The organism is Vagococcus allomyrinae, assembly GCF_017829975.1.
Taxonomy (GTDB): Bacteria; Bacillota; Bacilli; order Lactobacillales; family Vagococcaceae; genus Vagococcus_D; species Vagococcus_D allomyrinae.
The window spans coordinates 47,441-69,931 of sequence record NZ_JAEEGA010000018.1 but is presented as its reverse complement, the minus strand read 5'-3'; the positions used below and the strand labels follow the sequence as shown (position 1 = coordinate 69,931).

Annotated in this window: 21 protein-coding genes; all 21 read left to right on the top strand. The window is 34.9% G+C overall.

The features are described from left to right. Positions 1-96: 96 nt before the first annotated feature. On the top strand, positions 97-1,230 hold the full coding sequence (locus I6N95_RS21865) for an LCP family protein (protein ID WP_209531495.1): 1,134 nt from the start codon (positions 97-99) through the stop codon (positions 1,228-1,230). 350 nt (positions 1,231-1,580) lie between these two features. Then, entirely contained in the window at positions 1,581-2,927 is a 1,347-nt protein-coding gene (locus I6N95_RS21860; RefSeq protein WP_209531494.1) for an O-antigen ligase family protein, read from the top strand. Further along, a complete protein-coding gene (locus I6N95_RS21855) occupies positions 2,899-3,684 on the top strand; it encodes a glycosyltransferase family 2 protein (RefSeq protein WP_245249799.1) in 786 nt (261 codons plus the stop codon). The genes I6N95_RS21860 and I6N95_RS21855 overlap by 29 nt, the downstream gene beginning before the upstream one ends. Positions 3,685-3,696: 12 nt before the next feature. After that, positions 3,697-4,527, top strand: coding sequence for a glycosyltransferase (locus I6N95_RS21850; protein ID WP_209531493.1), 831 nt, complete (start codon positions 3,697-3,699; stop codon positions 4,525-4,527). Between the two features lie 3 nt (positions 4,528-4,530). After that, entirely contained in the window at positions 4,531-5,253 is a 723-nt protein-coding gene (locus I6N95_RS21845) for a glycosyltransferase family 2 protein (RefSeq protein WP_209531492.1), read from the top strand. Positions 5,254-5,255: 2 nt separating this feature from the next. Continuing rightward, positions 5,256-6,149 (top strand): glucose-1-phosphate thymidylyltransferase RfbA, encoded by an 894-nt coding sequence (gene rfbA / locus I6N95_RS21840; protein ID WP_209531491.1) that lies wholly within the window; start codon positions 5,256-5,258, stop codon positions 6,147-6,149. Continuing rightward, positions 6,146-6,706, top strand: a complete 561-nt coding sequence (gene rfbC / locus I6N95_RS21835) for a dTDP-4-dehydrorhamnose 3,5-epimerase (protein WP_209531490.1) — start codon at positions 6,146-6,148, stop codon at positions 6,704-6,706. Before rfbA ends, rfbC begins: the two co-directional genes overlap by 4 nt. Then, on the top strand, positions 6,706-7,686 hold the full coding sequence (rfbB, locus tag I6N95_RS21830; RefSeq protein ID WP_209531489.1) for a dTDP-glucose 4,6-dehydratase: 981 nt from the start codon (positions 6,706-6,708) through the stop codon (positions 7,684-7,686). Before rfbC ends, rfbB begins: the two co-directional genes overlap by 1 nt. A 1-nt stretch (position 7,687) precedes the next feature. Continuing rightward, complete coding sequence (locus I6N95_RS21825) at positions 7,688-8,563, top strand: glycosyltransferase (RefSeq protein WP_209531488.1); 876 nt, start codon at positions 7,688-7,690, stop codon at positions 8,561-8,563. An 18-nt stretch (positions 8,564-8,581) separates the two neighbouring features. Beyond that, positions 8,582-9,820, top strand: coding sequence for a flippase (locus I6N95_RS21820; RefSeq protein ID WP_209531487.1), 1,239 nt, complete (start codon positions 8,582-8,584; stop codon positions 9,818-9,820). A gap of 11 nt (positions 9,821-9,831) precedes the next feature. Next, positions 9,832-10,689 carry a dTDP-4-dehydrorhamnose reductase gene (gene rfbD / locus I6N95_RS21815; protein ID WP_209531486.1) on the top strand — a complete coding sequence of 286 codons (858 nt, stop codon included), beginning with the start codon at positions 9,832-9,834 and terminating at the stop codon, positions 10,687-10,689. Next, complete coding sequence (locus tag I6N95_RS21810; protein WP_209531485.1) at positions 10,682-11,884, top strand: hypothetical protein; 1,203 nt, start codon at positions 10,682-10,684, stop codon at positions 11,882-11,884. Before rfbD ends, I6N95_RS21810 begins: the two co-directional genes overlap by 8 nt. A 167-nt stretch (positions 11,885-12,051) precedes the next feature. Next, on the top strand, positions 12,052-13,446 hold the full coding sequence (locus I6N95_RS21805; RefSeq protein WP_209531484.1) for a sugar transferase: 1,395 nt from the start codon (positions 12,052-12,054) through the stop codon (positions 13,444-13,446). A gap of 57 nt (positions 13,447-13,503) precedes the next feature. Then, entirely contained in the window at positions 13,504-14,349 is an 846-nt protein-coding gene (locus tag I6N95_RS21800) for a glycosyltransferase (RefSeq protein ID WP_209531483.1), read from the top strand. A gap of 2 nt (positions 14,350-14,351) precedes the next feature. Next, entirely contained in the window at positions 14,352-15,323 is a 972-nt protein-coding gene (locus I6N95_RS21795) for a glycosyltransferase family 2 protein (protein ID WP_209531482.1), read from the top strand. Between the two features lie 20 nt (positions 15,324-15,343). Continuing rightward, positions 15,344-16,774, top strand: coding sequence for an O-antigen ligase family protein (locus I6N95_RS21790; protein ID WP_209531481.1), 1,431 nt, complete (start codon positions 15,344-15,346; stop codon positions 16,772-16,774). A 50-nt stretch (positions 16,775-16,824) separates the two neighbouring features. Then, positions 16,825-18,030: a CDP-glycerol glycerophosphotransferase family protein gene (locus tag I6N95_RS21785; RefSeq protein WP_209531480.1), complete on the top strand. Its 1,206-nt coding sequence runs from the start codon at positions 16,825-16,827 to the stop codon at positions 18,028-18,030. 8 nt (positions 18,031-18,038) lie between these two features. Continuing rightward, positions 18,039-18,953: a capsular polysaccharide synthesis protein gene (locus tag I6N95_RS21780; RefSeq protein WP_209531479.1), complete on the top strand. Its 915-nt coding sequence runs from the start codon at positions 18,039-18,041 to the stop codon at positions 18,951-18,953. A 1-nt stretch (position 18,954) separates the two neighbouring features. After that, a complete protein-coding gene (locus I6N95_RS21775) occupies positions 18,955-20,406 on the top strand; it encodes a flippase (RefSeq protein ID WP_209531478.1) in 1,452 nt (483 codons plus the stop codon). A 15-nt stretch (positions 20,407-20,421) separates the two neighbouring features. Next, a complete protein-coding gene (locus I6N95_RS21770) occupies positions 20,422-21,126 on the top strand; it encodes an IspD/TarI family cytidylyltransferase (protein WP_209531477.1) in 705 nt (234 codons plus the stop codon). A 3-nt stretch (positions 21,127-21,129) separates the two neighbouring features. Continuing rightward, positions 21,130-22,185: an NAD-dependent epimerase/dehydratase family protein gene (locus I6N95_RS21765; protein WP_209531476.1), complete on the top strand. Its 1,056-nt coding sequence runs from the start codon at positions 21,130-21,132 to the stop codon at positions 22,183-22,185. Positions 22,186-22,491: the final 306 nt, after the last annotated feature.

The window sequence follows — 22,491 nt, the reverse complement described above, 5'->3', positions numbered from 1 at the left end:
CAATAATATGTAGTAAAATAAATAAGATTTTTACTTACACGTTTCAGAGAGAAACTAATCTGTGTTTCGGTGGATGCGAAAGGAAGCAAACTGAGAATGAGCAAAAAAGAAACAAGATATCGAAAAGATAAAAATAGAAAAAAACATAAGTCCGAAGACGAAAATTATGAAAGTAGAAGCAGTCGGAATAAGCCAAGTGTTTGGGTGAACGTTTTTAAAGTGTCTTTAGTTGTGTTATTGATTGCCGTGTTGGGAGCAGTGGCTTATGGCGCCAAATTGTTAACTCAAGCTGAGGATTTAATGGAACAGACATACAAACCTCGTAAAAGTGGAACTGATAGTAACGAGACGATCGAACCTAATAAAACCCCATTCTCAATCTTAGTTATGGGGGTAGATGATAATGATGAACGGGCCCTCGGTTCTAATCGTACAGACACGATGATTGTTGTAACCATGAATCCAGACACTGGAAAAGTCAGCATGGTCAGCATTCCTCGTGACACTTTTACTTATGTCGAGTCAGATGACTTTACAGGATACACAAAAATCAATGCTGCATATACCTATGGTAAGGAAGATGGTGCCATCGATGCTGTTGAAGGATTATTGGATATTCCGATTGATTTCTATGTAACTGTCGATTTTCAGGCATTTGAAAAAATTGTGGATGCTTTAGGTGGAGTCTCAGTGGATGTCCCAGTTGCAATAAGTGAAGCAAACGCTCAGTTGACTAGAATGGTCGAATTAGAGCCTGGCGAACAGGTGTTAACGGGTGAAGAAGCGCTAGCTTTCGCTCGTACAAGAAAAATTGATAATGACATCAAACGTGGAGAACGTCAACAAATGGTCGTTCAAGCGGTGATGAAAAAAGCGATGGCAGTAGGATCCATTACTAAATATTCAGATGTTATGGCTTCGCTTAATAATCACTTGTGGACGGATATGAATAGAGATACCATGATGAAAGTGGCTCAATCAGCATTAACTAATGATTTCAGCTTTGAATCGTTTACTTTTTCTTGGATGAGTTTTACTTATAGTTATACTGGAGAAAGTATGGTAGGGCTCCATGAAGATAGTTTAGAATACATTAAGCATAAATTATTAGTCTCTTTAGGCAAGGAAGCGGAAGATGAACGTGATAAGCCAGGCTATGTTTTTGAGACAGATGGCATTGTCAGTGAGCAAACCTACCCACCCTATGGTGATGGGGCAGTGGATGATTAATATATACATCCTGTTAAATAATCAAACATATAGTTCCATTGGATAATGCGCATAATCATCCGCCAAGAGTGGTACTTTCTGCTTTTTTCTGGCTGAAAGTTTAACGGTAAAGGATGATTATTTAATGGGAACTATATAGTTAATAGAAATTTGAATAGTCATAAGCGGAAGAATGACAGGTATAAGAGTAAATAATAATAAAGGTAAAAACGATGGCTGCTTATTCTTTTAATAGGTAGCCATCTTCTGTTTTAGCGTTGTTAATTTTTATTAAGAATTAGTAAAAAAATTGAAATAAGCTTAAGTTAACGGTATAGTGAAGTAACATATTAATTTTCGGGAGATCATGGATGAGCAAAATAGAAAAGTGGCTATTAACGGTTTTATTTATGGAATTATTTATTGGCGGTGGCGGTAGACAAATTGAATTTGGTCCTATTTCAATAAGACAAGTTCTTTTTATCTTATTGTTAGCTGTCTACGGGTATCGCGTGTTAACTAAAGCTGATACTAGAGCGGAATTGAAAGAACTTTTTAGTGTTAAAAATATGATGAGTGTGATTACGATTGGCTTACTCATGTGGATAGCTTTTAGTACATTACTGGGGTTGGCGTCTGGCCATAGCATTAGTGAAACAATTAAGGATGCTCTCAGAGTTTCTTATGTGATATTGATTTTTCCGTTTTGGACATATATTAGACAAGATCGTTTTTCATTAAATAATGTTTTGACTTTGTTAAAAATAGCGACAATAATAGTTGCCACAGGGACAATTATTATTGGTTTATGTGGTAAATTCTTTTTTGTAAATGAGTTTGGGGCTTTCTATGAATTCATCAATAACCTTTTGCCTGCCGATTTATTCTTTAGACCAAGTAGAGGCGTTTTTTATAAATCCCATTTTATTGTTTTGTTTGGTTTGATTGTAGCATCTAATAATATTATTATTAGTAAAGGCGCAAAAAGTGATATTGTCGTTTTAGTATTGGCGTCGATCTCGATCATCTTTTCTGAAACACGAGGGTTGTATATCGGTTATTTAATTGCCTTGTTAGTCATATTGGCCGCTCATATTTTGATTTATTTAATAGGTAGAAAAGATCGTGTTAATAAGATCAAGTTTAACAAAAAAATGATTACGGCTATTGTTTTTTATTTATGTGCGTTTACGATTGTGCCGACACTTTATACATCATCGACTCAGGCCAGATTTAATGATGGAACCGAGCAGGCTTATACCAAAAGTAAGAAGCAGAAAAAAAATGTCAAAAAAGTCAATGATGTTAGTATAAATATGAGAGTGTACTTGTTGGATGAGTCAGTTAAAATCTTAGAAAAAGGGCCGAAAACGATCATTTTTGGTAATGGATATGGCTCGCAAATTGGAACACGCACAGATGGTATCGAGATGACCTTTCTCGATATATGGGTGGAACAAGGCTTAATCGGTGTTTTGATATGGTTAAGCTTTAGTATGCTACCGTTATTTTATTATTTTAAATTCATTTTGAAGCACCGTTATTTAGATAGCATGAGTATTGCAATGGCAGCATGCGTTTTGTGCATGGTTGTCATTACTAATATAAATCCTTATTTGAATAGTCCGATTGGACTTGGTTTTTTATTGCCAGTAATTGTAAGTGCGAAAAGATTAGAAATAGAAAGGGTTGCTTCTTATCAAAACAATTGCAATTAGTATCGTGACTTATAATAGTCAAGATGTTTTCGAAACACTGGACAACATTGTGACCAAGATCATGCCATATATAAAAACCAACATTTATGTATTTGATAATAATTCGTCAGATGAATATAAAAAAAAGTTAAAAAGCTATGGGACGCAAATGTCAATCCACTACCATCATGAAAATATGGGATTTGGTTTTGGACACAATTACAATGCAAGTAAATGTAATGATGAATATTTTATTGTTTACAACCCAGATATCTTGGCAGATCACGAGACACTCATAAAAATGCATGATTTTATGGAAGATCAAGTCGAGGTGGGGATGTGTGTTCCAAAAGTGTTGAATAAAGATGGTTCCATACAGTACTTAATTCGAAAAAGATTGAACCTGTTTGATTACATGCTGAGATTTATTCCGTTTAAGTTTATCCGACGACTATTTGATAAACGGTTAGCAAATTATGAATGTCGTGATTTAAGTGATGAACGTCAGGAAATTTTATTCGGTTCAGGTTGCTTTATGTTTTTTCGAACCTCTATTTTTAAGAAAATTAAAGGATTTGACGAACGTTTTTTTATGTATTTTGAAGATAACGATATCTGTCAACGGTTAAGAGCCGCTAATGAAAAAATTTATTACTTACCTGATGCGACTGTCATTCACTTCTATGCTAAAGGTGCACATAAAAGCAAAAAATTATTTTCAATTTTTATCAAATCGATGGTTCAATACTTTAATAAATGGGGTTGGACTTTTTTTTAGGAGAATGTTGGAATGGGAAATAAAATTACCGCAGTTATTGTTATTTATGAAAAAAAATTAAGTGAGATAGCATCCCTAAAAATTTTGAGAGAAGCTCTGGATAAGAAGTTATTAAAGGAATTACTGATTTACGACAATAGTCTTGAAACTCAGCCAGACGAACAGTTTGTCTACCCGATATCTTATATTCACGATGCTTCTAACTCTGGATTGGCGATCGCTTATAATTGTGCCCTTGAATTAGCAAAAAAGAATGATAGTCAACTTTTATTACTATTGGACCAGGATACTGAATTACCTCTTTCTTATTTTGAAAAATTAGTCAACCTGTCTCTCACATCTGATATAGGGGCTTGTTTACCTTTAATAGAGTCTGAAGGAAGACAAATATCACCTGTCTATACAGACCAATACATCAGTATGAGAAGTCAGAGTGTAGCAAGTGGTTTATGTACGAAACCCTTGATGGCAATCAATTCAGGTGCTGCTTTATTGGTCCAAGCAATAACAGACATTGGTGGATTCAATCAGGAGTTTCCACTGGATTATCTAGATCATTGGCTATTTTGGCGACTCAATCAGTCTGGGAAAAACTATTATGTTTTGAATCAGGCTTTGGAGCATGATTTATCTGTCTTGGATTACCGTCATGTGTCTTTTAAGCGATATGAAAGTATTATCCAGTCTGAAACACTTTATTATACAAAGTATTGCCGAGAGAGGTTGGCGATGCACAAAAAGCACTTAAGAAAAAGAGTCTTAAAACAATTTTTGACAGTGAAAAATAGAGACATCTATCGACGGACGTTAGTTGAGATGAGGAAATTAAAGGAGTGCAAGTAATCTATGATATCTGTTTGCATGGCAACCTATAATGGTGAAGCATTTATTGCAAAGCAATTAACATCCATCCTTGATCAACTGACAAATAAGGACGAAGTAGTCATTGTTGATGACAAATCCAATGATAATACGGTGTCGATCATTAAGACATTAAGCAAAAAATACCCTACTTTGACAGTTGTGTATCAAAATCAGTTTAATCTTGGGCCTATTGGAAGTTTTCAAAGAGCAATAGAACTAGCTAAAGGTGATATAATCTTTCTTTCGGATCAAGATGACCAGTGGCTGCCGAATAAAGTCTCCACAACTATGAAAGTTTTTGATGAGGAGTCAGCGGATTTAGTCGTTCATGATGCCGTCGTAATTGATGGCAAAGGAAAGGTGTTGGCCGAATCATGGAATGCTTACAATCACAATAAGCTATCAACTCATATCCTAGGAAATCTAATAAAAAATGGTTATACTGGCTGCATGATGGCTTTTAAACGAACATTAGCTGAAGCTGCCTTACCTTTTCCAAAAGAGCTAGAAATGCACGATCAATGGTTAGCATTAGTTGCAATTAAGACGAAGCGAACCATTAGCATTATCAATCAACCGCTCATGAATTACGTACGTCATGGTGGGAATGTAACTGGGATAAAAAAAAGAAAATTTAGTGCGATGTTAGTAGGCAGATATACCATGCTTAAAGCCATAATAAAATATGATAAAAGGAGACGTTAAGGATGAAAGGAATAATACTAGCAGGAGGAAGTGGGACCAGATTATACCCACTGACTAAAGCAACTTCAAAGCAGTTAATGCCCATTTATGATAAACCGATGATTTATTACCCGATGTCAACACTGATGTTAGCTGGTATTACCGAAGTGTTAATCATTTCGACACCTGAAGATACCCCAAGATTTGAGCAATTATTTGGCGATGGTCAGGATATTGGCATGAAAATTGAATACAAAGTTCAACCAACTCCAGATGGATTAGCCCAAGCCTTTATTATTGGGGAAGAGTTTATTGGAGAGGATTCAGTCTGCCTAATATTAGGCGATAACATTTACTACGGTGGTGGCCTGTCCCAGATGCTACAAAGAGCTGCAAATAGAGAACAGGGGGCTACTGTATTTGGCTATCATGTTAACGACCCTGAACGATTTGGCGTTGTTGAATTTGACTCAGAAATGCGCGCCGTTTCTATCGAAGAAAAACCAGCCGTTCCTAAAAGCAATTACGCTGTAACAGGTTTGTACTTTTATGATAATCGAGTTATTGAGATTGCTAAAAATATCCAACCTTCTTCTCGTGGCGAATTGGAAATTACAGACGTTAATAAAGCTTATCTGGAGCAAGGAGAATTAAGTGTCGAATTATTAGGTCGTGGCTTTGCTTGGTTAGATACGGGCACTCATGAATCACTATTAGAGGCCTCGACCTTTATTGAAACGATCGAAAAGCGTCAAAATCTAAAAGTGGCTTGTCTGGAAGAAATTGCTTACCGCATGAATTATATTAATAGAGAACAGCTAGTTAAATTAGCTCAGCCTTTGAAGAAAAATGAATATGGGCAATATTTATTAAGATTGGCAGAACAACCCTTAAATGAAAGAGGCAATGAAGAATGAAAATAATTGAAACTAGCTTACAAGACGTTAAAATCATTGAAACGGCCGTTTTTGGCGATCACCGTGGTTTTTTTACGGAAACATATACAAAGGATAAGTTTGTTGAGGCAGGCATTACTCATGAGTTTATTCAAGATAATCATTCATTATCGGTTGAACCAGGTGTTATTCGAGGGATGCACTATCAATTAAATCCGAAAGCTCAGACTAAGATAGTCCGTGCAACAACAGGTGCGATTTATGATGTGTTAGTCGACATGCGTAAAGGATCACCGACTTATGGTAAATGGGAAGGGTTCATTTTAAGTGAATTCAATCATCGTCAACTTTTGGTTCCAGCTGGTTTTGCTCATGGTTTCTGTACGATTACAGGTAATGTTAACGTGGAATATAAAGTAGATGAACTCTATTCGCCAGAACACGATCGCGGTATCGCCTACGATGATCCCGATCTAGGGATTAACTGGCCAATTAACAAAGGAATTTTGTCTGAAAAAGACACAAAACATCCACAATTAAAAGATGCGGAAAATAATTTTATCTGGGAGGCAAAATAATGAATATTTTAGTAACGGGTGGTGCTGGGTTTATCGGAAGTAACTATGTCCATTACGTCTTAAAAAATCACCCAACATATAAGGTGATTAATTTAGACTTATTGACATATGCTGGAAATATCCATAACCTAGATGATGTAAAAGACAATCCCAATCATATTTTTGTTCAAGGGAATATCACTAATCGTGAGTTAGTGACTCATTTAGTAAAAGAACATGATATTACCACGATTGTCAATTTTGCTGCAGAATCCCATGTGGATCGAAGTATTTTGAATCCAGAAGTTTTTGTTGAAACCAATGTTCAAGGCACCTTAGCCTTGTTAAATGTGGCCAAAGAGTTAGGCCTTAACAAATATTTACAAGTATCAACTGATGAAGTCTATGGTTCCTTAGGGGCAGAAGGTTATTTCACAGAAGAAACTCCCTTAGCGCCAAATAGTCCATACTCTGCAAGTAAGGCCAGCGCTGATATGTTAGTCCGTTCATACTTTGAAACTTATGGCCTAAACGTTAATATTACCCGTTGTTCTAATAATTATGGGCCTTATCATTTTCCAGAAAAATTAATTCCCTTGATGATCACGAACGGGGTAGATGGGAACGAGTTGCCAATTTACGGCAATGGTGAAAATATTCGGGATTGGTTGCATGTTCAGGATCATTGTCAAGCCATTGATTTAGTTCTTCATAAAGGGGTCAAAGGTGAGGTTTATAATGTCGGTGGCCACAACGAACGAACTAACAATCAAATTGTGGACATCATTATTGATAAGTTAGACCTGTCCTCAGACTTAAAAAAATATGTAGAAGATCGTTTAGGTCATGATTTACGTTATGCGATAGATCCGACTAAGCTAGAAACAGAATTAGGTTGGAAACCAGACTATACGTTTGAGACAGGGATTGTAGAAACCATTGAATGGTATCTAGCCAATGAAGCTTGGTGGAGACCGTTGAAAGAACGTGCAGGCTTGTAAGATGAAGACCTTAGCTGTAATCGTAACTTATTTTCCAGATGACGCCAATATTGAAAATATCAAAGCCATTGCTGCTCAAGTTGATCAAGTCTTAGTATCTGATAATACCCCAGAGCAGGTTGAGAAGTTCGAATCGCTAAAGGGTTCCAATATTAAAGTTGTGATGAACAAACAAAACAAAGGCATTGCGTTTGCTTTAAATCAAGGGTTAAAGCTGGCTCGCCACCAAGTAGTGGACTATCTTTTTACCTTCGATCAGGATAGTCTGATTACTGAGGGGTACACCAAAAGATTAATAGAGATAGGGCAAGTTTTTTATGAGGACCGGGGAATTTACCCCACCTTGATTGGCCCCACCTATCGGCATCCTACGGAGGAGGTCGATTATCAATCTCCAGAAAGTAATGATGGGGACTATCGAGAGGCAACGGTATTAATGTCCTCCGGCAATTGTCTCAGGATGGCAAGTCTTCCAGAAGGCTGTACGTTTGATGATGACCTTTTTATTGATTATGTTGATTTTGATTTTTGTTTTGATTTAATGCAGCAGGGGAAATTGATTATTCAAGCAAATAAGGTGGAATTGATTCATAGCTTAGGCAATTTAACCACTCATCATATACTGGGGAAAACCTTGCAGACCAGTAATCACAATTACCAGCGGCGCTATTATATTACCAGAAATCGGCGAGTTGTCTGGAATCGATATAAGGAGTCGCAAAAAGAGTGGATTCAATTGGATAAAAAAATGGAACTAATCGAATGGTTAAAAATCATCTTTTTGGAAAAAGAAAAAATCAAAAAGTGCCAATCGATTATCTTAGGTAAAAGAGACGCTAAAAATGGAAAACTTGGCGTGTATTCTCATCAAAAATAAGAGAAGGAGACTCATCTTATGAATAAAAAAATTATAGGAAACTTTTTCTCTTTAGCAAGTGTCCAAATGTTAAATTACATCTTACCATTGCTGACATTGCCCTATTTAATGAATAATTTGGGAGCTGAGAAATTTGGACTGGTAAACTTTGCCCAAGCGATTATTCAGTATTTCATTTTATTCACAGATTATGGGTTTAACTTAATTGCTACCAAAAATATTGCTAAAGTGGTAGATGATAAAAAGCAAGTATCCAAAATAGTTTCGAATGCACTTGTGGCCAAGGCCATCCTATTGCTAGTGTCAGCGTTGATCTTACTGGGGTTAATCGTGATAGTTCCTAAATTTCGTTCAGATGCGCTTATTTACTTATTAACCTTCGGTATGGTTATAGGAAGCGTCCTGTTTCCCACATTTTACTTCCAAGGGATTGAAGAAATGAAAAATATTTCGATTTTAAATATTTCGTTCAAACTCTTTTTTACGATTGCGATCTTTATATTTATTCACAATCCCAGTGACTATCTATTAGTTCCTGTATTCAATTCATTAGGATATATCACAATTGGGTTGGTATCACTTCTTATTATGGTTAAGAAGTATCATTTTACTTTTACTAAACCAAGTTTGACGGACGTGAAAGCTCAGATGAGAGAAGGTTGGGAAATCTTTTTATCCAATGTGTCTACTAGTCTTTACACAACGGGGAACGTCGTCATACTAGGACTCTTAACCAACAATACGATAGTCGGTTATTTTTCTGCAGCTGATAAAATAATTAAGGCATGTTCAAGTGTCGTCCATCCGCTTATTCAAGCAGTTTACCCTCACGTTAGTCATACATTAGAAAAATCTAAAGATCAGGCGATTACTTTGATAAAAAAGTTGTTTGTTTATGCGAGTATCGTCATTGGGGTTGGGTGTTTGATTTTGTTGTTTGGATCAGATCTTCTATTTCCAATTGTGTTTGGTGATAAGTATAATCATTCAATTCAATTAATAAAAATTATGTCGTTCTTACCACTTATTACCGTATGGGCCAACATTTATGGTGTGTTGACATTAATTAATTTTGGTTACCAAAAAATCCTTTCAAGAATTTATGTCTTATGTGGCCTAGGGAGCATTGTTTCAACGATTGTGCTAATTACCTTGTTTAATGAGATAGGGGCCGCTATTAATGTTATACTAATAGAAAGTATTGCAACATTATCGATGTATATGGTCATTCGACAAAAGAAAATATTTATAAAATAGGAAGTGAAAAAGTGTCAATTTTAATAACCGGTGCAAAAGGCCAATTAGGCACAGAATTGCGAGTGCTTTTAGATCAAAGAGGGATCGAATACTTAGGAACTGATACAGCACAACTCGATATTACTGATCAGGAAGCTGTCGATGTATTCTTTTTACATAATAAACCAACCTATGTCTTTCATTGTGCGGCTTATACAGCTGTTGATAAGGCCGAGGATGAAGGGAAAGCAATAAATCAATTGGTCAATGTTGAAGGCACAGAGAACATTGCAAGAGCCTCAGAAAAAGTAGGAGCTACTTTAATTTACATCAGTACCGATTATGTGTTTGATGGAACAAAACAAGAAGGGGAATATTCAGAACTGGATCAACCTAATCCGCAAAATGAGTATGGCCGAGCTAAGTATGAAGGGGAGTTAGCTGTTCAATCAATTTGTTCTAACTATTATATCGTGAGAACATCTTGGGTGTTTGGGGTATATGGCAATAACTTTGTGTATACCATGGAAAGACTAGCTAAAACGAACCCCAAATTGACAATTGTGGATGATCAGTTTGGTCGACCGACTTGGACTAGAACTTTAGCCGAATTTATGATCCATTTGATGGAAAGCCAACCTGAGCATGGTATTTATCATTTGTCTAATGATAATAGCTGTAGTTGGTATGAGTTTGCCGTAGAAATATTGAAAGACTCAGACGTTAAAGTTGCCCCTATACGCTCAAGCGATTTTCCTCAAAAGGCCAAAAGACCTCAATATTCGATTTTAGATCTTAGTAAGACTAAAGCAACTGGATTTAATATTCCAACATGGCAGTATGGCTTAGCGGAATTTAAAGAAAAAGTAGAGGAAATAAAACATGATTGACAAAGTCTTAAAATTTTTTCATGTAAATACACAAAGTATTGTTCTCTCGCTGCTAGTTGTAGGCTTATTTTTGCCAACAAGTGTTGGTCAGTGGATGAGAAATGAGATTTTCTATTTTGTGATTTTGGGTGCTTTTTTATTACTGTTGTTTCTGATTCAGAAAAAAGTGGATAAAGTTCAATTAGGAGTGGCAGTTCTGTTAAATGGACTACTACTTTTCTATACAGCTAGCGCTAAGAATATAGAAAATCCACCTGAAATGTATCGTTATTATGCCATTCTTTTTTTAATGATGACATTAATCTTCTGTTTAGACTTAGACATAAAAAATAGTCGACTGGATTATAGTCGTTGGGCCCTAAATGGAATTAGTGTTATTTTTATTTTATGGTCATTGTCGGCAATTCTTCACATTGAGCTTTTCACGAATTTCATCATTGGACCATATCAAGCTTTTTATGATGGTTTAGTTCAGACAATGCTATCAGAAGGGAAACCAATTAATGTATTCGGTACACACTCATTAGCAGGCTTCTACTTATTTATTTTTGCCACACTGCATATGTTAACTTTTTATGTCACGAGAAAATATTTTAATGCAGTTGCTGCAAGTTTATTTTTAATCTTCTTAGTTGCAACAAAATCAACGACATCGTATGTTTATTTTATTATCGGAAGTGGCTTATTCTTATTAATGCTTTATCTGGTAAACAAAAAAACGTTTATTATAGGTCTTGTAGTGGCCGCTGTATTAGGGGTTATATTAAGTGTAAAGTTTGATTTATTCTCAGTGCTTAAATCAAATTTGTTTGACAAAGCAAGTAATAACGGTATGGGGATACGTTTTAGAGAAGGTGGTACAATTGCGGTACAGATAGATCGAGTAATGGCTAACCCTTTTAAAGGAACTGGCTATAGGTCTATATGGGAAACCTATTACATCGATTGTGGATTTACTCATTTTGCTCAAAGACTGTCATTGCCGGGGATGATTCTGATTTATTTGTCTTTTTTTAGATTTTTGAAAAAACATTTGAATTGGCTATTAGCTAGTTTTCTTTTTACTATGTTTCTTTTATTTGAAATTGGCTTTGCAAATTTCTTCTATTTTAGAACCTTGTTTATCTTACCATTTATTGTGTTTTACATTTCTCAACTAATTGCCTATAATAAGGAAGTTAAGCTAGAAGTGTAGTCTTTTGATAGGTGGTTAGTGGGAAACGAGAAGTACTTGAGTAAATTATTTAAGTAGCTCACCTAGAAGTGACCAGCATTTAAATTTAACGTTAATATCGTAGCTTATCGTGCAACTGTTTTGACAGCATTGTGACTTGAGCGTAATGAAAGGAATTGATTATAACTATGAGCACAAGTGCAGGATGGAGTAAAACTAAAAAATTAATGACTATCGCAGGAGACCTACTGTTTTTCAATTTAGCAATTCTCGCATCGTTTCATTTGAAATTTGGTCCAACTATCCCTAAATATAATTTTAGCTCGTATCAGGGATCAGCATTATGGATTGGTATCTTATTTGTCATCATGAATCTGTTTTTCTCAGTGTATGTTTTCTATAATAAATCAGTGAGCGATATCATCATTATTACGATTATATCGCAAATAGCAATCACAGCCGTGATGATGATGGTTACCTTTGCCGGTCGCTGGTTCTCATTCCCTAGATCGGTACTCTTAATAAATATTGTGGTTGGAATTCTCTTTTTGTCGTTATGGCGGTTATTAATTTTTACTTTATACCTGAAGGCAAGTGGAGAAAAACGGATTATGATTTTGGGAAGCATGGAAGATGTTCTGGTTGCCGTGACAAACTTTGAAGAATCTAAAAATAATAAACATAAAGTGACCACTGTTGTGTTCTCTGAGTTCGTTGAAAATGCCAAAAAGTATGCCGATGAAATTGATATTTTTTATTTGACAAATAATATCTCGGAAGCTGAAAAGATTAAGCTAGCTGAATTTGTCGTTAAGCAAGATAAAAAGTTGTTTGTTGAGACAGACTTTTCGATACTATTGGGTATGCGTTCTAACATGATGAACTTTGAAGATGAAAGTATTGTTGAGGTGTCGGATTTTAGAATTCCTTCTGAAGACTATTTGTTCAAACGCTTATTTGATATTATTCTATCGGGATTATTGTTACTTATTACGTCACCGATTACTCTAATCACCTTTGTTTTAGTAAAATTAACATCAAAAGGTCCTGCGATTTATAAGCAAGTGAGGATTACTAAAAACGGACGAGAATTTAATATTTTAAAATTCAGAACCATGAAGATTGATGCTGAAGATAGTACTGGGCCGGTCTTGGCCAAAAGTCAAGACAATAGAATTACCCCCATTGGTAAATATTTAAGATCTCTAAGAATTGATGAATTACCTCAATTGTTAAATATCTTAAAAGGTGATATGTCCTTAGTTGGTCCCCGGCCAGAGCGACCTTTTTTCGTTGATCAATTTTGCGAAGAAAATTCATTTTATAGTATTAGACATAATGTTCAAGCTGGTTTGACAGGATATGCACAAGTATATGGTAAGTATACGTCAGATTTCAATACGAAGTTGAATTTTGATTTGCTTTATATCAAGAATTATTCATTGATTTTGGATTTGAAGATAATGATTCAAACGGTTAAAATTTTATTTGATAAAGTTTCTGCAAAGGGATTGGATGAGGAAGCAGTTACTATTTTATCAGTAGCAGAACTTTCTGAACGCTCAATCAAAGTATGTGATTAGGCCAAGCTCTCTCTGAGGCTTGTTATTAAAGTACTTATGAAGAATAGGAAGTAAAAAATGAGAAATGCTAATGTGAGTTTGTTGATGTCTATTTATAAGAATGAGACAGTCAATAATTTTAATGCTTGTATGGAGAGTATTTTACGGCAAACATTCTTACCGGTAGAAATAGTCCTTGTTAAGGATGGACCACTTACTAAAGAATTAGATCAAGCAATTGCGGAAGCTGTAGAAAAATATCCAAATAACTTTTGGCTAGTACCCCTTGAGAAAAATTATGGACTTGGAGAAGCTTTATCGATAGGGCTTCAAAAGACTAGCTTTTCCTTGGTTGCCAGAATGGATACTGATGATATCATGAGAGAAGATAGGATTGAAAAGGAATATCTTTATTTACAAGCTCATCCTGAAGTAGCAATTGTTGGTTCCAACATTGTTGAATTTGAAGGCACGGTTGATAATATTATTGGTCAACGAGAAGTAAAGGAAACGAACAGTGAAATAGTAAACTATTCTAAAAGGAGAAATCCCTTTAATCATATGACCGTCATGTATCGTAAGGAAAGGGTTTTGGAAGCAGGAAATTACCTGCCTCTGCCAGGTTTTGAGGATTATTTTCTTTGGGTTAGAATGTTAAAAAATGGTTCTCAGGGAGCTAATATTTTAGAGCCACTTGTCTACGCCCAAGCTGGAGAAGAAATGATAAATAGGAGAGGTGGACTTGCTTATTTTAAGCAAGGAGCTGTTGGCCGTTGGAAGATCTACAAAAATGGTTTTGGTTCGATAATTGACTATGGGATTACCTTTATTGGCCATACAATTTTTTGTCTCATCCCCCCTAAAATGAGAAGTACATTTTATAATACTCTTTTGAGAAAAAAGATCACACATGGAGAAGATTAATCATGACATTAGTATCGGTAATTGTGCCTGTTTATAACGTTGAAAAGACATTGAATAGGGCAATCGAAAGTATTATAAAACAAAGTAGTGATCAGTACGATTTGGAAATAATTCTTGTTAACGATGGTTCTACCGATTCTAGTAGTACTATTTGTGAAGACTGGGCAAGCAAATGTTCTGAAATTGTTTGCTATCACAAGGAAAATGGTGGTTTGTCATCCGCAAGAAATTATGGCTTAAAAAAAGCAAGTGGAAGTATTATTTCTTTCCTAGATAGTGATGATTATTTTATGGATAATACTTTTTTTCAAGTAATACCTTTTTTTATTGAGAACGAAATTGACATTGCCGTTTTTGGTATTGAAAAAGGCTCATTAACAGAATCAACGAAGTTAACAGTCACTGATAGGATTATTGATAATAAGGAAAAAAATATAGAGCAGCTATTCACGGAAAAGGCGGTTGATTTTTATGCTTGGAATAAAATCTATCGATCAACTCTTTTTAAAGAAATAGCTTATCCTGAAGGCAAGCTCTATGAAGATGTTATGCCGACTTATCAATTGGTTAACGCGTCGTCAAGAATTAGTTATCACAGTATTGTGGGAATCTTTTATTTTCAAAATCCTGATAGTATTGTTTATCAACATTTCAATTCAAAACAGTATGATAATATTGATCAACGAAAAATTTTATTGAACAGCATACGGATAGACTATCCGCAGCTACTTCCGTTAGCTATTTCAAAATTAGCAGATGGCTACTTATCAACTGGTTATAAAATTACATCTGTTAAAGGCAATGAAACAGAAAGAGAGCAATATTTAACGAAAATTAGACATGATATAAAAAATAATGAAGAAAAAATAGTTGGTAATAAGGCTGTGCCGCTGACCAAAAGAATGGCTCTGAGACTATTGTTAATGAATGGTAATTTGTACAATCGTTTATACAAGCTTGTACTAAAAAAATAAAAGGTTAAGAGGTAGCGAATGTGAATTTTAAAAATATTGTTGAGAAAGTAAAAGCCTATTATATTATCTATTTTGGGATTGTATTAATAGTGAAAGAAATCGGTCCGTACAGTTTCGTTCCAGGAGTTATTAACGCCATATTCATACTTCCAGCAGGATTCTTGGGAATTCTTTTTGTGATGTATGATTTTTTCGATTTTTTAAAGAATAAGAAAAAGTTAACCTATGACAAGCTGTTGATTATTTTCACGGTCATATTGATGATTACCACATTAGTTAATTATCAATATGCTTTTACGGCAAATGTTAAATTAATCCTCAATGAGATAATCTACTTTTTTGTCATTTTTAATTTTACCAGACACAACTCAAAGTCTTTAGACACGATTAAAACGTTTCTACATTGGTTAGTTGGATTATGGTTCGTTCTGGTCACGATATCTTTGGGGATGTTTGTGACTCAAACAGAATATATTTATATTTTGGAAAATAGATTCCATCCTTTAAGATTAGGGTTTGTGGAAAATCGATTATTTGGTATTTTTTCTGACCCCAATTTTGCAGCAACCATTTGTTTGGTAACGGTGGCTGTATCTTTATACTATTTATTTCAGAAAAAAGAGCAGAAACGCTTGGCGTTAAATATATTTTTTGTTATTAATATTATCTTTCAATTGGCCTTTGTAGTTCTTTCAGGATCCAGAACAGGTTTATTGGAATTATATGTGGTATTGCTTTTCGCTACATTTATGTATACGTATCAGTTTAATTTTAAACAGAACAAAAAAATGTATCAAAAACTTATGATATCTATCCTTGCGAGTGGTATCATGTTTTTAAGTGCGTTCGTGTCGCTAAAAATAATAAGAGAAGTGTTTATTACAGTACCAAGCTATATCGTAGAGTCTGTAACGACGATTGAAAACGACGGTAATAGTTCAAAGATTAAAAAGAATCGTATATCTAAAAAAATCGATTTAAGCCGAGCTGATGTCGAAAATAGCGAGGATGTTTCGAATGGGAGAGTCAACATTTGGAAGACAGGTATAAAACTTTTTAATGAGCAAAAAATAATTGGTGTCGGCCCGTCTAGGGAAGGGATCGTAGCATTTGCAGAAGACAAATTTCCAGACAGTGTTATTGCCAAAACAGGCTTATCTCTTCATAGTTTCCTTGTTCAAACTCTGACAGGAACTGGAATTCTAGGTTTCATCGTTTTCTTTAGTTTCTTTATTTTAAACATGTTGAAAATTTTTCTGCATTCGTTTAAAGATAGAAAGTTTGTGTACAGCATTGATTTTGTTTTCTATTTAATCACATTATTGATTAGTATAAATGCAGTCGTCTCATCAGAAATTGTTTTAGTGAATAAAATTGGTGCGTTTATATTTTGGCTTCTTTTAGGAAGAGTGTTACAGGCTGTTATAAATGACAAAGCGGAGAACTATTAAGTGACTAAAGTGTCATTTGACTTAAAAGATACTTTATTTGGGAGGTTCTAATGAAAAGTAAAATAGCACATTTTTATAGTATAGGAAGAAAAGTCCTATTGAGAGTGTTAACTTACGGCATGTTTTATCTTTTGTATCCTCTGTTGTTATTGAGACCCATCAAACGCAATAAAGTAGTAGTTTCAAATTTTTGGGGGAGAGGTTATGGCGATAATCCTAAATATATTTGTGAGTATTTGTTAAACACAGGCAAGGATTTAGACATCGTTTGGTTGTGTAAAAAAGAGGTCATAATCAATCAAAATCAGTTGTTTCCCAAAGGGATTCGCTTGGTTAAGACTAACTCCTTTAGAGCGTTAATAGAACTGCACACAGCAAAAATTTGGATGGATAATTGTCGCAAAAATTTCTATCCGCCTAAAAGAAAAGAACAATTTTATATTCAGACATGGCATGCGGGGTTTGGCCTTAAAGAAATAGAGCATGACATTGAGGCACTATTACCAAAAAGATATGTTAAAATTGCTAAAAAGGATTCGCAGATGTGTGATTTACTCATATTTGAACACTCAAATGTTTTTCCCGACATTCAGAAAACATTCTGGTATGACGGAGAAATATTCAGAGAGGGTATTCCTAAAAATGATATTGTCGTTAATCAAAATCCAGAAGTGCAAGATAAAGTTTATCAGTATCTGAATTTGAAGCCACATGAACATATTGTTCTGTTTGCCCCAACCTTTAAAGAAACGGGTGAGTTAAATATAACAGAACAATTTTTATTGAGGCTGATTGAGGCCTTTGAACAAAGGTTTCAGGGGATCTATAGATTAGTATTACGGTTGCATCCCAATGATTTTGAAAAAAAAGAGCAACTATTTGCAAACATTACCACTGAGAAAGTAATAGATGGTTGTGATTTTCCAGACATGCAAGAATTGTTATGTGCAACTGAAGTGTTGATAACTGATTACTCATCAACTATTGGTGAAATGCTAGTATCGGGGAAAAGATGTTTTCTTTTTGCTGATGACTACGAGACATATATGGCAACTAAAGGAATGAAACTGGAATTAACAGAGTTGCCTTTCCCATTTGCCCAAACCGAAGGAGCATTAGTCGATAATGTTAGTAGATTTGATGAAGAAGCTTATCGTAAGGATGTTGCTGATTTTATATCGAAGTGGGACATTTTTGAATCAGGAAAAGCAAGTATGCAAATCGGAGATCGGTTGTTAGAAGAAATGGGAGTGTGAAGATCAACATGTTTCAGAAACTATTAGAGGCGCTCAGAAAAAAAACGTTGTTTGAGTCAGTCTATTTCGGCTTTCAGTTGAATCATCTGCAGTATCGAAATAAAAAGATTTCTCAGGCGAATAAACGGGAAGAAAATACGTATCGTTTTATCGCCAAAAAATATGCAACATTATTAGCGTCCAGAAACTTGGATTCGAAACTCCAGTCGCAGGTCGTCCAGACAAAAAAGATTTGGATTTGTTGGTTACAAGGATTGGAAAAGGCTCCACAAATAGTTAAAGTCTGCGTAAAGTCTATTAAAAAGTATTATCCAGATTATGAGATAATCCTTATTACACATGACAATTTGCAGGACTATGTGGATTTTCCAACACATATTTTTGAGAAAAGGAAGTCTGGTTTAATAAGTGACGCCCACTACTCTGATTTAATAAGGATTCAACTTCTTGTTGAGCATGGTGGTATTTGGATGGATGCAACTCTATTTGCTAGTGGTAGATTGGATGAACCCCTTCTAGCATCAGACTTGTTTGTTTATAGATCAAGTTTTGATGATAAGAGAGCAATTATTGCCTCAAGTTGGCTAATTGTTGCGAAAAGTAATCATCCTATTTTACTTATGACCAGAGAATTACTCTTCGAATATTGGCGGGATCATAATGTGTTAATGAATTATTTTCTATTTCATATAGCATTTTCACTCGCTTGTCATAGTTTACCAAGCCATTGGATAACTGTTCCTAAAAAAGGAAATTTAGAACCCCATTTCTTACAATTTCAGCTAAATAATGTTTTTGATGAGAAGGTATTCCGGCAAATATTAGGAGAAAGTGCCATACATAAATTAACCTATAAGGATATTGAAGAAACAACTTCAAATTCCGTTTATCAATTTATCATTACAGATGAGGGGTTGGACTAAAGTGAAACAAATAGTGAAAAATTTTGCTTCCAACGCGTCATATCAACTTTTTATTATTATTTTCCCATTGTTGACTATGCCATATGTAGCGAGGGTATTAGGAGCAGAGCAGTTAGGAGTCTATAACTATACATACTCTATCGCAATTTATTTTGCTTTATTTGTTAAGCTTGGAGCAGATCATTATGGAAATCGTAGCATTGCAAAAGTTGGAAAAGACCTAGAGAAAAGAAGTCAATTATTTTGGGAAATTTTTTCAGTACAGCTTATTAATGGCCTTATCTGTATTCTGGCTTATTTGATAACAGTTGGTTTTTTCGTGCAAACTAATAAAACAGTCGCTTATATTCAAGTATTTCTAATCGTAAGTTATATGCTTGACATCAATTGGTTTTTTTATGGTATGGAACGATTTAATATTGTGTTGATTCGAAATGTGTTAGTGAAAATAAGTACGTTAATCTTTATTTTTCTATTGGTAAAAAAACCAGAAGATATCGGCATGTATACGTTAATCTTAAATTTAGGAACTGTAGTGGGCTTTCTGGTTACTTGGTTACAGCTAAGACATTACATTCAGTTTAAGAAGGTGTCGATCAAAAATGTTTTAAGCCACCTTAAACCAACAGGTGTCTTATTTATTCCAATCGTATCTGCTACTATTTACACTAGTTTTACGTCAATTTTGTTGGGTAGTATGAGTAATATGAGTAATGTGGGCTACTACAACGCAGGTAGTCAAATCTTATCTATGCCAAAGGGAATTATTGCGGCTTTAGGAACTGTCATGTTACCTAAAATGGCTGCTTCTTATTCTGATAAAAATCTTAAAAAGAGTGCAGAAAAGTACTTGGATTTATCTTTGTTGTTTGTGACTTTTTTATCGGTGGCTTTTGCATTCGGTATTTTGGGGATTGGTAAGGACTTTATTCCTCTTTTTTATGGTGAAGGGTTTGAGCCAAGTGTCTCAGTATTAATGATTCTATGTCTGTATCTACCGTTCTATTCATGGGGAAATGTAATTCGTACTCAAAGTTTAATTCCTCAAGGAAACGACCGCCCTTTTGTTATATCAGTCTTATTAGGAGCAATTGTTAGTATTATAGTTAACTTACTGTTAATTAAGCCATTTGGTGTAATCGGTGCTGCTATTGGGACATTTGCCTCAGAAGTGGTATTAGCCTCATATCAAATAATTGCAGCTCGACATGAAATAAATTTCAAAAAATTTATTCAACCATTATTTTTCGCTATTTTTAGTGGGGGAATGATGTTTGGGATTATTCAACTTATACCTAGCCACTTTTCAATTTTAGTGCGTCTTAGTTTAAAAGTGGCATTAGGTGGATTAGCTTATCTACTAATGATTTATCTATATATTCTCTATTCAAAAGCTCCAGTTGTAAATGTATTGAAGCAAACACTTAAGCGGGATAAACAGAAAGTGAATTAAATGAGGAGGATTCAAATGATAACAGCAATAGTTGTAGCAGGTGGCGTAGGTAAAAGAATGGGGCAAGAAATTCCCAAGCAATTTATTATGGTTGATAATAAACCGATACTTATCTACACGCTTGAAAGTTTTGACAAACATCCGTTAGTAGATCAAGTATTAGTTGTCTGTAAAGAAGGATGGGAAGAAACACTATGGGGGTATATCAAAGAGTTTGGCCTTAAGAAAGTCAAGTGGATTATCCAAGGTGGTTCGAAAAGTCAGGAATCGATAAACAATGGCGTACAATTTCTTAAGACGGAGCTTGAGCCAACTGATATCGTGGTTATTCACGATGGGATTAGGCCACTAGTTGACGAGTTAGTATTATCTGATGTGATTATTAAGGCTAAAAAGCATGGGAATGCGGTGACTTCTTTACCTTACAATGAGCAAATATTTATAAAAGAAACAGAAGAAACCACTACTCAATATATCAATCGTGAGACGTTGAGACGCGTATCAACTCCTCAGGCCTACAAGTTTGAAAAATTGACTTGGGCTTATGAGAAAGCATTTAGAGAGAATATAGGAATAACCGACTCCTCGTACACAAATACGATGATGGTGGATTTAGGCGAACGTCTATATTTTGCCTTAGGATCAGATAAGAATATCAAATTGACTACACCAGACGATTTAGAATTATTTAAAGGATTCTTGAGAATGAAAGGGGAGTAGAGTATGCTGATTAATAATCCGCTGTATATGTCCGATATTCAGAAAATTCTATCAGCCAAGTCTTCTTGGGACACTCTTAAAAACAGCTCTTTTTTGATTGTAGGTGCATCAGGAATGATTGGTTCTTTTTTAATTGATACACTGATGACACTCAATAAAAAAGAAGGAGCAAACATTCGCATAGGCGCTATGGGACGCTCAATTAGTAAATTGAAACAACGATTTTTAGCTTATCAGGAAGATGAGCTGTTTACGATGCTAGAGGGAGATATTACCAAAGGTGTGCCAACTAGTGAGCGTTTTGATTATGTTTTTCATGCGGCAAGCAATACTCATCCTGAAGCATATGCGACAGACCCAATCGGCACAGTAATGACTAATATTTTGGGAACTCAGCAAGTTTTAGATTATGCAGTAAAACACCAAGTGACACGCACCATATTTTTATCGACTGTAGAGGTTTACGGTGAGGCCTTAGATAATACGACTAGTTTTTCAGAAACTGATTTTGGTTATATTGATTGCAATACGTTGCGTGCGGGATACTCAGAAGGAAAAAGAGCGAGTGAGGCATTATGCCAAGCCTATATCGAGCAGAAGAAAATTGATGTCGTGATCCCTAGAGTGTGTCGTGTCTTTGGGCCTACAATGCTATTGAATGATAGTAAAGCCTCCTCTCAATTTATTATGAAAGCAGCTCGTGGAGAAGATATTGTTCTTAAAAGCAAAGGAGAGCAATTGTTTTCTTACGCTTACGTGGCAGATGTTGTTGATGCACTCTTATTCTTACTATTGAATGGGCAAAATGGGCAGGCGTATAATATAGCTAGTCCGGAGTTTAATCTCCAGCTAAAAGAATTGGCTCAAAGCTTAGCAACACTTGCAAATACCAAAGTGATTTTTGATTTACCAACTGAAACTGAAGCTAAGGGGTTTTCAAAAGTAAATAGAGCATTATTGGATACAAATAAAATAAGAAATTTAGGCTGGCAACCAATATTTAAACTAGAGGAGACACTGAGTCACACTGTAGCAATTGTTAGAGAAAATGTATTGTAAAATGATAAAGTCATTGAGTTCATTCCGTTTGTCTAGGGCTTAATGACTTTTACGTTAAATGAAATCACTAGTTCGTTAAAAACTTCTTATGCGTTTATTGTTGCTAGGACACATAATTGATAAATTTATACTCCATTTTGTGAATATGCGAAGCTATTCGATATATACTATATCGAATAGTAACTATGGTTTCTATCAGTTTAATTTGTTCATTTTTTGGTTTGTTAGAGTTATTACGATAATTTGCGACAACTAATGGGTGATGATAGTTGCTACTTTATTCACAAAAAGGTGAAGTTATATTAG